This is a genomic window from Flavobacterium cerinum (assembly GCF_004028155.1).
GTDB classification, from domain to species: domain Bacteria; phylum Bacteroidota; class Bacteroidia; order Flavobacteriales; family Flavobacteriaceae; genus Flavobacterium; species Flavobacterium cerinum.
Genome location: NZ_SBII01000001.1, coordinates 293,702 through 308,623, shown reverse-complemented (window position 1 = coordinate 308,623; position 14,922 = coordinate 293,702). Strand labels below are relative to the sequence as shown.

The 14,922-nt window shown below is 39.6% G+C and carries 11 protein-coding genes; 1 reads left to right on the top strand and 10 read right to left on the bottom strand.

Annotated elements, in window-relative coordinates:
• Window position 1: 1 nt before the first annotated feature.
• Window positions 2–1,027, bottom strand: coding sequence for a Holliday junction branch migration DNA helicase RuvB (gene ruvB, locus EPI11_RS01405; protein ID WP_128388167.1), 1,026 nt, complete (start codon window positions 1,025–1,027; stop codon window positions 2–4).
• A 30-nt stretch (window positions 1,028–1,057) separates the two neighbouring features.
• Window positions 1,058–1,363, bottom strand: a complete 306-nt coding sequence (locus tag EPI11_RS01400) for a GNAT family N-acetyltransferase (protein ID WP_128388166.1) — start codon at window positions 1,361–1,363, stop codon at window positions 1,058–1,060.
• Between the two features lie 154 nt (window positions 1,364–1,517).
• Here EPI11_RS01400 and EPI11_RS01395 point away from each other — a divergent pair, with 154 nt between their 5' ends.
• A complete protein-coding gene (locus EPI11_RS01395) occupies window positions 1,518–2,954 on the top strand; it encodes an APC family permease (protein WP_128388165.1) in 1,437 nt (478 codons plus the stop codon).
• Window positions 2,955–3,329: 375 nt separating this feature from the next.
• Here EPI11_RS01395 and EPI11_RS01390 read toward each other — a convergent pair whose 3' ends face one another.
• The 8 genes from EPI11_RS01390 to EPI11_RS01355 are packed head-to-tail and all read right to left on the bottom strand — an operon-like array spanning window position 3,330 to window position 14,886.
• Entirely contained in the window at window positions 3,330–5,141 is a 1,812-nt protein-coding gene (locus tag EPI11_RS01390) for a cytochrome c oxidase subunit I (protein WP_128388164.1), read from the bottom strand.
• A 31-nt stretch (window positions 5,142–5,172) separates the two neighbouring features.
• Window positions 5,173–6,366 (bottom strand): cytochrome c oxidase subunit II, encoded by a 1,194-nt coding sequence (locus tag EPI11_RS01385; protein WP_128388163.1) that lies wholly within the window; start codon window positions 6,364–6,366, stop codon window positions 5,173–5,175.
• A 19-nt stretch (window positions 6,367–6,385) separates the two neighbouring features.
• Window positions 6,386–7,873, bottom strand: a complete 1,488-nt coding sequence (locus tag EPI11_RS01380; RefSeq protein ID WP_128388162.1) for a cation-translocating P-type ATPase — start codon at window positions 7,871–7,873, stop codon at window positions 6,386–6,388.
• 26 nt (window positions 7,874–7,899) lie between these two features.
• The gene (locus tag EPI11_RS01375) at window positions 7,900–8,445 is read right to left on the bottom strand and encodes a c-type cytochrome (protein ID WP_128388161.1); all 546 of its coding nucleotides are present in this window, start codon (window positions 8,443–8,445) and stop codon (window positions 7,900–7,902) included.
• Between the two features lie 7 nt (window positions 8,446–8,452).
• Complete coding sequence (locus tag EPI11_RS01370; protein ID WP_128388160.1) at window positions 8,453–8,977, bottom strand: DUF3341 domain-containing protein; 525 nt, start codon at window positions 8,975–8,977, stop codon at window positions 8,453–8,455.
• A gap of 4 nt (window positions 8,978–8,981) precedes the next feature.
• Window positions 8,982–10,406, bottom strand: a complete 1,425-nt coding sequence (gene nrfD, locus EPI11_RS01365; RefSeq protein ID WP_128388159.1) for an NrfD/PsrC family molybdoenzyme membrane anchor subunit — start codon at window positions 10,404–10,406, stop codon at window positions 8,982–8,984.
• A 37-nt stretch (window positions 10,407–10,443) separates the two neighbouring features.
• Entirely contained in the window at window positions 10,444–13,512 is a 3,069-nt protein-coding gene (locus EPI11_RS01360; RefSeq protein WP_128388158.1) for a TAT-variant-translocated molybdopterin oxidoreductase, read from the bottom strand.
• Between the two features lie 33 nt (window positions 13,513–13,545).
• Entirely contained in the window at window positions 13,546–14,886 is a 1,341-nt protein-coding gene (locus tag EPI11_RS01355) for a cytochrome c3 family protein (RefSeq protein WP_128388157.1), read from the bottom strand.
• Window positions 14,887–14,922 lie beyond the last annotated feature (36 nt).

Below are 14,922 nucleotides of genomic sequence, written 5' to 3'. Positions count from 1 at the left end.
TTTAATCAAATAAACCACCTTGTGGCCCTAACTTCATTTTACCAAGATGCTTATAAGCTTTCTCGGTTACTTCACGCCCTCTTGGCGTTCGCATTATAAAACCTTCCTGGATTAGGAAAGGTTCGTATACTTCTTCAATTGTTTCGCTGCTTTCAGAAACTGCAGTTGCTAAGGTAGATAAACCTACAGGTCCTCCTTTGAATTTATCGATAATCGTAGTAAGTATTTTGTTGTCCATTTCATCAAGACCATGTGCATCTACATGCAGTGCTTTTAACGAATAACGAGCGATTTCGATATCGATTTTACCATTCCCTTTTATCTGGGCAAAATCCCTCACACGGCGCAATAGTGCATTTGCAATACGCGGTGTACCACGGCTGCGACCTGCAATTTCTATTGCAGCTTCCATGGTTATAGGCATTTTTATAATAGCAGAACTACGCTCAACAATAGTTGTAAGCAATTCTGTGGTATAGTATTGTAAACGGCTTGAAATACCAAAACGCGCACGCATAGGTGCAGTTAAAAGTCCGGAACGAGTTGTTGCTCCTACCAGTGTAAATGGATTAAGTCCAATTTGTACCGATCTGGCATTGGGACCCGATTCAATCATTATATCGATCTTAAAATCTTCCATTGCAGAATACAGATATTCTTCTACGATAGGACTAAGACGGTGGATTTCGTCTATAAAAAGGATATCCCTTTCATCAAGGTTGGTAAGCAGTCCGGCTAAATCACCCGGCTTGTCCAGTACCGGTCCTGAAGTTATTTTGATACCTACACCCAGCTCATTCGCTAAAATGTTAGCCAGTGTTGTTTTTCCCAATCCCGGAGGACCGTGAAAAAGTGTATGATCCAAGGCTTCACCACGCATGTTTGCTGCCTGCACAAATATCTGCAGGTTTTCGAGTACCTGGCTCTGACCTGTAAAATCGTCGAATGAGAGGGGCCTCAATTTCTTTTCAAGGTCCAGTTCTTCGGCATTATAATTTGTGTTGGTAGGATCTAAATTCTCATTCATCCTGCAAAGATAATCGATTTTCCCTTTGCATTACATCTGGTATCCTTCAGATAAGATCTCACTCCATTCGGGATGCTCGTTTATATAATGTGCCACATACGAGCAGGACGGCACTACGGTAAGTCCGTTCTTCTTGGCACATTCTAATGTACGCTTTACGAGTTCCGCAGCAACACCTTTTCCGCGCAAAGCTGTTGGTGTTTCTGTATGAGTCAGATATATTTTCTCTCCTTCGCGGTAATATTCTAAAAAAGCCATACCTCCGTCTACATACAGTTCAAATTGTTTACCATCTTCGTTAACCTTAAAATTGTCTTTTGAATTTTCATTTTTCATGAGAAAGGATTTTTAATAAAGGTAAAATTATTATGCTCAACCTCCAATTGATATTGTGATTTCCTTATAACACTTTACAAACCGCAATAATTTAACACATAACCTAAACAAAGGATATTTTAAATATCTTTAACGCATCAACCAAACACCAATTATGGAAAAAGAAAACGAAGAAAAACACTTAAAACGTGAACTAGGCCTGCTCGACGGCACCATGCTCGTGGTAGGCTCAATGATAGGATCGGGTATTTTTATTGTGAGCGCGGGTATGACACAAAATGTGGGGAGTGCCGGATGGCTAACATTCATCTGGATCTTGTCCGGAATTATGACAATAATTGCTGCAGTAAGCTATGGCGAACTAAGTGCCATGTTCCCAAAAGCCGGCGGACAATATGTCTATCTAAAAGAAGCCTATAACAAACTTATTGCCTTTTTGTATGGTTGGAGTTTTTTTGCCGTTATCCAGACGGGAACTATCGCAGCTGTAGGTGTGGCTTTCTCCAAATTTACCGCCTATCTCTATCCACCAGTAAGTGATCAGAATATACTTTATGAGATGGGAGCGTTTAAACTGAATGCAGCACAATTGGTTTCTATTGCTACCATAATACTGCTTACCTATATTAATAGTAAAGGCGTAAAAAATGGAAAGTACATTCAAACCGTTTTTACAATTACCAAGATCGCTTCACTATTTGGACTTATCATCTTCGGATTCATCCTCGCTGCAAAAGCAGATATTTGGAATGCCAACTGGACGGATGCCTGGGCTGCTAAATCATTCAATAAAGACACCAACTCATGGGGGTCGATTGGAGGTGCTGTCCTGCTTTCAGCAATTGCAGCATCGATGGTAGGTTCATTATTCTCAAGTGATGCGTGGAACGGAGTAACTTTTATATCGGGAGAAATCAAGAATCCACAGCGCAATGTAGGGCTAAGCCTCTTTTTCGGAACGCTGATCGTTACTGTAATTTACATCTCCGCAAATATTATGTATGTTGCTGTAATGCCAATGGAATCAATTGCTTTTGCACCTTCTGAGCGGGTTGCTGTAGAAGCATCGCAGCATATCTTTGGTAATACAGGTACTTACATTATTGCTGTTATGATCATGATATCGACTTTTGGATGTAACAATGGCCTTATTATGGCTGGGGCACGTGTTTATTACACCATGGCAAAAGACGGTTTGTTCTTTAAAAAAGCTGCACATCTTAACGGATCGAGTGTTCCGGGTTGGGGATTGTGGTTTCAATGTATATGGGCATCGGCACTTTGCCTTACCGGCAAATATGGCGATCTGTTGGATTATGTAATGATCATTGTAGTGATCTTCTATATCCTTACCATATATGGTATCTTTATACTAAGAAAGAAAATGCCTAATGCAGAGCGTCCCTATAAAGCTTTTGGTTATCCAATACTTCCGATAATCTATATCATCCTTGCAGCAGCATTTTGCTTTTTCCTGCTTAAAGACAGAACAAGTACCTGCGGATGGGGTGTTTTGATCATGCTGGCAGGTATACCGGTTTATTACTTGACAAAACCAAAAGAAGCTCCTGAAAGCCAAGATCAGGAATAACATAAAACTTATCTGAGTAGAATATAAAACCCGAAGTAAACTTCGGGTTTCTTTTTACCTTTTACTATCAGGTCTCATTTAAATCTTAAACAGAGACCAAATTCATATTAGTTGAATGTTGTCAGATTGGAATATGTCAGCATGAAAACAACCTACAGTGGACAGTTAGCAACAATATTCCACTTATTCCACTCGATATAAACTAAAAGTGGAGCATTAGGATTAATCCACCACTTAAGCACTGGTTATCACCACTATAAAAAACTTAATTATTCCACCCCAAAATGTACAGATAGTGGAATATTAAAAACTGCTATAAAGCAAAAGAGGATGTCCTAACGGACATCCTCTTTTGCTTTATATATGGAGACGATATTAATGGTGTAAAACCTCTTCGCCTTCTTTCATTGGTACCGTTTGCATAACGAAATCTTCGTCATGACCTGGTTTACTGTAGTCATAAGGCCATCTGTAAACTTCAGGAATTTCACCTGGCCAGTTACCATGGATATGTTCTACAGGAGTTGTCCACTCAAGTGTGTTAGCTCTCCAAGGGTTTTGTGGAGCTCTTTTACCTTTGAATATACTATAGAAGAAGTTCCATAAGAATACGATTTGGAACGCAGCACCTACAATAGCAAATAAAGTAATAAGAACGTTAACATCAGCAAGATCATCAAATAATGGGAATGCTGTGTTAGTATAGTAACGTCTTGGTAATCCTGCAAGACCTATAAAGTGCATTGGGAAGAATACTCCGTAAGCACATACTGCAGTTACCCAGAAGTGGATATAACCAAGATTTTTGTTCATCATTCTACCAAACATTTTAGGGAACCAGTGGTAAATACCAGCAAACATTCCATAAAGTGCAGAGATACCCATAACAAGGTGGAAGTGAGCAATAACGAAATATGTATCGTGAACGTTGATATCAAGTGTACTGTCCCCAAGAATGATACCTGTAAGACCACCAGTAATGAACGTAGATACCATTCCGATAGAGAACAACATTGCAGGGTTAAGCTGCAGGTTACCTCTCCAAAGTGTCGTTATCCAGTTGAATGCTTTTACCGCAGATGGGATAGCAATCAATAATGTTGTAAATGTAAATACAGAACCTAGGAACGGATTCATACCTGATACGAACATGTGGTGACCCCAAACGATAGTTGAAAGGAAAGCAATTGCAAGTATTGAAGTAATCATCGCACGGTAACCAAAGATTGGTTTACGTGAGTTAGTTGCCATGATCTCTGAAACAAGACCCATCGCAGGTAAGATTACGATGTAAACTTCAGGGTGTCCAAGGAACCAGAAAAGGTGTTCGAACAATACCGGAGATCCACCTTGGTAATGTAAAACTTCACCAGCGATAAAGATATCAGAAAGGAAGAATGAAGTACCAAAGCTTCTGTCAAATATAAGTAGTAATGCTGCAGATAATAATACCGGGAACGAAACGATACCGATAACAGCAGTAATAAAGAACGCCCAGATAGTTAAAGGAAGTCTAGTCATAGACATACCTTTTGTTCTAAGATTGATAACTGTAACTACATAGTTCAATGAACCCATAAGTGAAGACGCAATGAAGATAGCCATAGAAACTAACCAAAGAGTCATACCTGTACCAGAACCAGGAATTGCTTGTGGCAATGCACTTAATGGTGGGTAGATTGTCCAACCTGCAGATGCAGGACCAGCTTCTACAAATAATGACATGATCATTATAACAGCTGAAAGGAAGAACAACCAGTAAGAAATCATATTCATGAATCCAGATGCCATATCTCGTGCACCAATCTGTAACGGAATAAGAAGGTTACTAAATGTACCACTCAAACCGGCAGTTAATACAAAGAATACCATTATAGTACCATGTATTGTAACTAATGCAAGGTAAATATCATTACGCATAACTCCGTCCGGAGCAAATTTATCACCTAAAAGAATTTCAAAGATTTTGAAAGATTCTTCCGGCCATGCGATTTGCATACGGAATAATAATGACATTCCCACTCCGATAACTCCCATGATAATACCCGTAATAAGGTATTGCTTGGCAATCATTTTATGGTCAATACTAAAGATGTACTTTGTTATAAAAGTATCTTTATGGTGGTGTTCATGTGCATCATGCCCGTGATCGTCGTGACCGTGTACTTCGTGTCCTACTGCTGACATATTTCTTTAATTTGAATATATTTAAAAAGAATTATTTTTTTATTACCTGTGCTACCATTGTAGAATCCGGTTTAGCAGCTGCAGTTGAGTCAGCTCCTTTTACAGGAACCGCTTGACCTGCTGGTTCAGCCGGTTTCGCTGCATCTTCTTTAGATTTCTTTACAGCAGAAGCAAGAGTTTCTTTATCGCTTAACCATTTTTTGAAATCAGCATCATCTTCAACAACTACCTTCATTTGCATGTTATAGTGAGAAGCTCCACAAATTTTGTTACACAATAGTAAGTAATCAAATGTATAAGGATCAAGAGCTGTTTTACCTTCAGCTACTAGCTGAGCACTTTTCTTAGATCTAATCTCATTAATGTTAGCCACTTTTTTCATAATACCTTCATCCTGACGCATGTCGTCAGTATTCACAGTAGGTACAAAAGCAAATTCTGTAACCATACCAGGAACAACGTTCATCTGAGCTCTGAAGTGAGGGAAATAAGCAGAGTGCAATACGTCCTGAGAACGGAATTTAAATACTACCTGCTTACCTTTTGGAAGGTGAAGCTCAGTAGCAACGATATCATCTTGTGCATTTGGATCAGACATATCAACACCTAAAGTGTTAACTCCCTCTATGTATCTAACGTTAGCTTTACCAAGAACTCCGTCCGGTCCTGCATAACGCACTTCCCAGCTAAATTGCTTCGCATAAACTTCTACTAATACTGTATCTTCTTTCTCCTGATCAATAAACATAATGTTTGTCCAAGCATACAATCCGTAAAGGATAAGACCTGCCAAAACGATTACCGGGATAATAGTCCAGATAAACTCAAGTTTATCATTATCTGCATAGTAAAATGCTTTATTACCTTCTTTACCTCTGTGTTTAAACGCAAAGTAGTGAAGTAAAAACTGAGTTAAGCCCTGAACGATAAAGATAAGCCACATAGAGATGGCCATAAGATTATCATAATCCGGTCCATGCTCAGAAGCTGGTGTACCTAATACAAGGTGACCCCATTTTAATAAAGAATAGATAGTGCCAATGTAGATAAAGCCTATGAAGCCAAACATTAGGTAACCATTTACATTATTATCTCTGTCGTTAGCTACTTCTGAAAATTCATCATTATTAGCTGCGCCAACCTGTGTAAGGTGAAATATTTTAGTTAATTGCCATATTGCAATGCCTAATAAAACTAAAACTATAATTACCAATAAACTTGTCATTTGTTTATTTCTTTAAATATTAATAATGAAAATGTTTACTTTCCTCAATCAATGGGTTGCGTTTAGCTAAAAGAGGTGCTTTTGCTAAAGTTGTAAATACAACAAATATAAATAATCCAAGGAAGAACATAATTGCACCTATTTCACCTGCTCCAATAAACCACTGGTCACCTACGGTAGCCGGCATAATCATGTTGAAGAAGTCTACATAGTGACCACAAAGGATTATGATACCTGCCATAACAACGATCCAAGATAAACGTTTGAAATCTGTGTTTAAAAGGATAAGTATCGGCAACACGAAGTTCATTACTACCATACCAAAGAATGGAAGGTTATATTTTTCAATACGTGTTATAAAGTAAACAATCTCTTCCGGTATATCAGCATACCATATAAGCATGAACTGAGAGAACCAAAGGTACGTCCAGAATACACTGATACCAAACATAAATTTAGCTAAATCGTGTATGTGGCTTGTATTTACATACTCTAAAAGACCTAATGACTTTAAGTATAATGTAATCATTGCAATAACAGTAATACCACTTACGAAGAAACTCGCAAATACATACCATCCAAATAATGTACTGTACCAGTGTGGGTCAACCGACATAATCCAGTCCCAAGACATTATAGATTCTGTTATAATAAAGAATACTAAAAATGCAGCTGAAGCTTTAAAGTTTTTCTTGTAAAAACGATTATCTGTAGCGTCATCCTGTGCTAATGAATTTTTTCTAGAATATTGACGGTAGAAAATCCATCCGCCCATAAATATTGCAGCTCTTATAAGGAAGAAAGGACCATTAAGGTATCCTGTCTTAGCCTGGATCAAATGATCTTTTGCAACAACTTCAGGATCCATCCATACAAAAAGGTGGTGCCATCCCATTACACCTGCAACTAATAATAAGAATACTATTATAGCGCCCGGTATAAGGTAGCTCGATACACCTTCCATTACCCTGAATAATACAGGAGACCATCCAGCCTGAGCGGCATATTGAATAGCATAGAAAGCAAGAGCTCCTAAAGATATAAGCATAAAGAATAATGCAGCAACATAAACAGCAGCCCAAGGCTTATTTTGCTGTTGATGTAAAACGTGCTCTAAATGTTCCTGGTGAGCAGCATGTGCATCATCATGGCCTTCGTGAGCAGCGTGTGCATCTTTAGCATGTGCATCATGATTATGATCATCATGTGCAGCTACTGCAGCGGCACCATGAACAGAATCATGAGCAGTTACAGCCGTAGTATCATGCGCTTTAACGGCATCATGAGAATGAGTCTCTTCGGTTGCAGAAGCGTGAGCATCATGAGCAGCGTCACCATGGTGTGCTGCATCAGCATGACCACCACCGTGATGGCTGTCTGCTGCTAATATTCTCTCTACGTCTTCAACGGTTTTGGGTGCAGTGAAAAAACTATAGCCTACCCCAAGGATACCTAATATCATCAGGACGAATGCAATTGTTTTTAATCTACTTGAAAATGTGTACATATATTTATGCTTTCAGTGTTCTACAATTATAATTCACTCTTAAGTTTCATCACATAAGCGGCAACTTGCCAACGCTCATGCTGAGAAAGTTGATTAGCATGCGAGCCCATAGAGTTTAATCCATAAGTTTCTACATGGAATACACTTCCTTCTGTAATAACTCTGTCTTTATAACTAGGTACCCCAAGGAATTTCTCTCTTTTAACAAGGTTTCCTTTTCCATCTCCCTTTTCACCGTGACAAATAGCGCAGTAAATATTGAAAAGTTTTGTTCCTTTTTCAAGGTTTACTTCTTCTGGAGTAAGTGGTGATTTTAAGTTTGCTTTAGCAAGCTCATATCCTTCAGTTGTATTTGGATACTCATAAGGAACAAATCCTCTTGGTATAGATCCTTTAGCCGGAAGCTGACCTTCTTTACCATTAGCAAAAGCTGCTGATTCAGAATATGTCTCATAAGCTACCGATTCGTACATGTTTGGGAAATACTGGTAATTGGGCTTTGATTTATTAAAGCAGGCAGTAAATACTGTAGATACAGTTACCAATAATGCTATTTTATATAACGCTTTCATAGTTCTGTTAATGCTTATCAATTACTTTTACTTCCACTGCTCCTGTTTTCTCAAAGAAAGCAACCATTTGGTCTTCATCGCCATGAACTGCAACTTCCATTAAGAAATGGTCATCTGTAGTTCTCACATCTGGATTTTCTGCCTCTTTAAATGGCCATAATTTACTTCTCATATAAAAAGTAATAACCATTAAGTGAGCTGCAAAAAATACAGTCATCTCAAACATTACCGGTACAAAAGCCGGCATATTTTGAATATAGCTAAAGCTTGGTTTTCCTCCAATATCCTGTGGCCAGTCTTGGATCATGATATAATTCATCATTGCCGTAGCAACAGATAATCCAACTAAACCATATAAGAATGATGTAATAGCTATTCTTGTAGGAGCAAGGCCCATTGCCTTATCAAGCCCGTGAACCGGGAATGGCGTGTAAATTTCTTCAATGTGATGATGCGCAGCACGAGTTTGCCTTACTGCATCCATAAGGATATCATCGTCATTGTATAGTACATGTATAACTTTATTACTCATGATCTTAGTGATGATTTTGTTCTGAATGTGAATGATTGTCGTGACCTCCCTGTTCTCTTAATTTTTTGTAAGTCTCACTTGAAGTCTTCATGATCGATTTAACCTCTGCCTGTGCAATTACAGGGAAACTCCTAGAATAAAGAAGGAATAATACAAAGAAGAAACCAATTGTACCAATGAAGAAACCTGCATCTACAAAAGTAGGCTGGAACATTGTCCATGATGATGGTAGGTAATCTCTGTGAAGTGATGTTACGATAATTACGAAACGTTCAAACCACATACCTATGTTTACAACAATTGAAATAACAAAAGAAACGAAGATGCTTGTTCTGATCTTTTTGAACCACATTACCTGCGGAGAGATAACATTACAAGTCATCATCAGTGCATAAGCCCACCAGTAAGGACCTGTAGCCCTGTTAAGGAAAGCATACTGTTCGTATTCTACACCTGAATACCAGGCAACGAATAACTCAGTAATATAAGCGATACCTACGATAGAACCTGTAATCATGATTACAATATTCATCAGTTCGATATGCTGTACAGTGATGTAAGCTTCAAGATTAGAGACTTTTCTCATGATGATAAGCAGGGTATTTACCATTGCAAATCCAGAGAAGATTGCTCCCGCAACGAAGTAAGGCGGAAGAATCGTTGTATGCCATCCCGGTATAACCGAGGTAGCAAAGTCAAAAGATACGATTGTGTGTACAGAAAGTACAAGAGGCGTGGCAAGTCCGGCAAGTACAAGAGATACTTCCTCAAAACGCTGCCAGTCTTTAGCTCTACCACTCCATCCAAAACTTAGGATAGAATAAACTCTTTTTGTAAAAGGAGTTATAGCTCTGTCTCGAAGCATTGCAAAATCGGGTAACAAACCTGTCCACCAGAAAACCAGTGATACTGAAAGGTAAGTTGAGATTGCAAATACGTCCCAAAGCAGCGGGGAGTTAAAGTTAACCCAAAGCGAACCAAACTGGTTAGGGATTGGCATTACCCAGTATGCTAACCATGGACGACCCATGTGGAATACCGGGAACATAGCTGCCTGGATTACAGAGAAGATGGTCATTGCTTCCGCAGAGCGGTTAATAGCCATTCTCCATTTTTGGCGGAATAATAAAAGTACTGCTGAAATTAGGGTTCCTGCGTGACCGATACCTACCCACCAAACGAAGTTGGTGATATCCCAGGCCCAGCCAACGGTTTTATTTGAACCCCATGTTCCGATACCTGTTCCAACTGTATAGGCGACACAAGCTATTCCCCAAAGGAAAGCAGCAAGCGCAATTGAAAATGCGATCCACCATTGCTTGTTTGCTCTGCCTTCAACAGGCCTTGCAACATCAACAGTTACATCATGATAATTTTTATCACCTATAATTAAAGGTTTTCTAATGGGTGCTTCGTAATGAGACGACATAATCCTTTATAGTGTTTCTTATTAATATTACTTGTTATTATGTATTTCTAACTTTTACGTGGTAGAATACATTTGGTTGAGTTCCAATCTGGCTAAGCAGGTGGTAAGCTCTCTCATCTTCTTTAAGGGCCACAATAGGATCCTCTTTTTCGTTTACGTCACCAAATACCATTGCTCCGCTGCTGCAGGCTGCAGAACAAGCCGCGGCATTGTGAAACTCACCTTTTGCAACCACTCTACCTTCACGTTTAGCCTTAAGGATAACCGCTTGAGTACCTTGGATACAGAATGAACATTTTTCCATAACACCTCTTGAACGAACGTTCACATCAGGGTTAAGAACCATACGGCCCAGATCATCATTCATATGATAATCAAATTCGCTGTTTTTATTATAAAGGAACCAGTTAAAACGACGTACCTTATATGGACAGTTGTTTGCACAGTAACGAGTACCTACGCAACGGTTGTAAGCCATTTGGTTTTGTCCCTGACGTCCGTGAGACGTTGCAGCAACTGGACAAACAGTTTCACATGGCGCGTGGTTACAGTGCTGACACATTACCGGCTGGAATGCTACCTGAGGGTTTTCTGACGGATCTTCCATTGCATTGAATGTAGACACTGAATCAAATAATCCTGAAGCACCTTCTTTACGCGTAACGTCTCCTGCAAATGTTTCTTCAGAAGAGTAATACCTGTCAATACGCAACCAGTGCATATCACGGCTTCTTCTTATTTCAGATTTTCCTACTACCGGTACATTGTTTTCAGCGTGACAAGCGATAACGCACGCTCCACAACCGGTACAAGCATTAAGATCGATAGAAAGGTTAAAGTGATGTCCTGTTGTTCTGTCAAAAGACTCCCAAAGATCTACCGATGCAGCAGGAACTTCTTTATGATCTAAAGACACAACCGGCATGATGTTCCATTCTGAAGCATCTTTAGTGTTGAAATCTTTAAGAACAGTTTCTTTAATGATATCTCCTCTACCCATTAATGTTTTTTGAAGCTGAACGCAGGCAAACTCGTGGTCACCGGCAGTTTTAGTCAGTTTCGCAGACTGGAATGAGTTAAGATTATTATATAATGTGTAAGCATTAACACCTACGATCATTTCTTTTTTCATGGCAGCTTTACGGCCGTAACCTAAAGCAAGACCTACAGTACCTCTAGCCTGTCCCGGTTGAATAATTACCGGTACATTTTCAAGTTTTTTCCCATTAACTTCAATAGTTACATAGCTACCGTTAAGACCACCGTTTGCAACATTGTAGTTTTCAAGATCTAATTTCTCTGCATCAAACTTAGATACAGTTGCATAGTTATCCCAAGATACTCTTGTAATTGGATCAGGGAATTCCTGAAGCCATGGGTTATTAGCCTGTTGACCATCTCCCATACCAACTTTAGTATACAATACCAATTCTAATCCGGCAGCTGGTTTTGCAGCAGCAAGTTTAGAAGCAGCTCCACTATAATCAGCAGCAGAAGCAGAAGCAGCAGGAAGCACTTCAGAAACATGAACACCGTCATGCACTAATTGTGTCCACGATTTTCCGTTTGCACTTGTAGCAGCAACAGCTCTTAAGTAATCGTAATACGCTAAACCATTACCCGCCCAGGCAAGTAACGCATCCTGGAATTGTTTTGTTTTAAACAACGGACGAATTGTAGGCTGCATGATACCATAGTATCCTTTAGCTACACTAACATCACCCCAAGCCTCTAAGTAATGAGGAGCAGCAGCAGCAACCGTTGTTAAAGAAGCAGTTTCATCTTCTTTAAGAGAGAAAGAAACCGATAATTTTACTTTTTTAAGACCCTCAGCGAAATCAGTACTGTTTGGCAAGGTATAAACTGGATTCACACCACTCATAATAAGCGCATGTACTTTACCAGCTTTCATATCGCTTACAAGTTGAGCAACCGCTTTTGCATCACCTTTTCTTGTAAGACGTGCAGCACCAGGATTGAAAGCCTGAGACTGTAATGTGTTATTAATAGCAAGCACTAATAACTGAGCATTAACATCATCAAGACCTGAAACTACTACTCCACGAGCACCAGCAGCCTTAACTTGTTTTGCAGCAGCCATAACTGCCTCACCGTATGCAGCATTAGCGAATTTTGGCACGCTAACAGATGCACCTGTAATAACATTATATATTGTAACAAGAGCATATTTTTGCTCAGTAACCGTCAATGGAATACGCTTGTCTGCATTAGAACCAGCTAAAGACATATTAGCCTCGATCTGGATATGCTTAGACATTTTACCTTGCTTAGGAATACGACCCGCAGAATAACCTGTATCAAACCCTCCACCTTGCCAGTCTCCTAAGAAATCAGCACCAACAGAAAGAATAACATCAGCTTTACCAAAATCGTAATCCGCAAGAGCTCTTTCACCATAAACCGCCTGGAAAGCATCCAATGCTTCTGATGAAGATACTGCATCATACACCACGTGTTTAAAACCTGGATATTTTGTACCGAATTCAGCAATTAACTTATCAGTTGAAGGACTCGCCGTAGTACCCGTAAGCACTACTACACTACCCGCACCTGCCGCTGCTTTAGAAAGACCATCCTTAACTTTAGCATCCACATCTTCCCAAGAAGCTGGTTTACCAGAAATTAAAGGTTCTTTTAAACGCATACTGTCATACAAAGATAATACCGATGCATGTACTCTCGCGTTAGCCGCGATTTTAGCCCCGGCAAGAACGTTGTTCTCAACCTTAATAGGACGACCCTCACGGGTCTTTATTACTATGTTAGCGAAATCGAAACCATCATTCATGGTTGTTGCATAGTAATCAGCAACACCCGGTACGATTTCTTCCGGCTGTATTACGTAAGGAATAGACTTGATAACCGGGCCCTCGCAAGCTGCCAATGATGCAGCTGCAGTACTGAACCCTACATATTTCAAAAAGTCACGACGGCTTGTAGATGAAGATGCTAGCGCTTCCTTGTCACCAAGAAATTCGTCAGTAGGAATCTGCTCTACAAATTCGTTGTTTCTTAGCGTCTCAACAATAGAGCTGTTTTCATTAAGCTCTTCAACACTTTGCCAGTATTTTTTGTTTGATGCCATGTTGTATATAGATATTAGCTTCTTAAAAATTGATTAATAGTGACATTTACCACACTCAGTACCACCCATATTAGCAGCAGTTAGCTTTTGTACGCCATATTTTTTGGCAAGCTCATCGTGGATTTTCTTGTAGTAATCATTACCTTCAACCTTAACATCGGTTTCACGGTGACAGTTAATACACCAGCCCATTGTTAATGGTGAATGTTGTCTCATTACCTCCATAGTCTCAACAGGACCGTGGCAAGTTTGACACTCTACACCAGCAACCGAAACGTGCTGTGAATGGTTGAAGTAAACGAAATCCGGAAGATTATGTACTCTAACCCATTTAACAGGTTTTTGTTTTCCTGTATATTTTTGAGCAGCTGCATCCCAACCAACTGCATCATATAATTTTTTGATTTCACCCGAATAGAACTCTTTTGAATGATCTACATACGTAGAATCTTTATCCCCTTGGAATTCAGAAACATTCTTATGACAGTTCATACACACATTAAGTGACGGTATACCTGAAGTTTTACTTACTCTCGCAGATGAGTGACAGTATTTACAATCAATACCATTATCACCAGCGTGAATTTTGTGAGAGAAGTGAATTGGCTGTATCGGCTCATACCCTTGGTCTACCCCTATTTGCATAAGATATCCGTAAAGGAAGTATGAAGAAGAAAGCATCAGCAATATAACAGTCACAAACACAAGGAACTGATTTTTAGCATAAGCCCTCCATAAAGACACCGAAGAATCTTTACTCACAACCTCTACACCATTAGCCGCAGATACTCTTTTTAATGTTCTTGTCACTAAAACAAGCATTATAATTAGTACCGCAAGAACTAATACAAGCGCAAAAAGCACAAGATCATTAGACACTCCTGTTTTACTTGTTTCACCAGCTGCAGCTGCGCCCGCCGGTTTTTCAACTACCGGTGCCGGTGCAGATGTATACGCAAGGATATTATCAATATCACCATGCGACAACTGCGGAAACGGAGTCATTACTGATTTGTTATTTTCAGCAAATAGTTTTACTGCTGCAGGATCTCCTGCCTTTATCATTTCACTGCTGTTTTTCACCCATGAATACAACCATGTACGAGCATGCCTGTCAGCAACACCTCTTAATGCCGGCCCTGTAGACTTGGCATCAAGTTTGTGACATGCAGCGCAAAGAGTATTAAACAACTCTTTACCCTTTACAGGATCACCTGCGCCCTCAGCCGGGGCAGCTGCCGCTGCATCAGCCGGAGCTGTTGCTGCCGGTGCCGCAGCATCCTGTGCATAAGATGTAATGGAGAATGACAGCGAAAACGCCAGACAAAACAATAAAATCCTTGAAAACGAATTATGGTTACCCACTTTTTTCATATTAAAAATGATTATCGACTTAATTAGGTAAGGTTT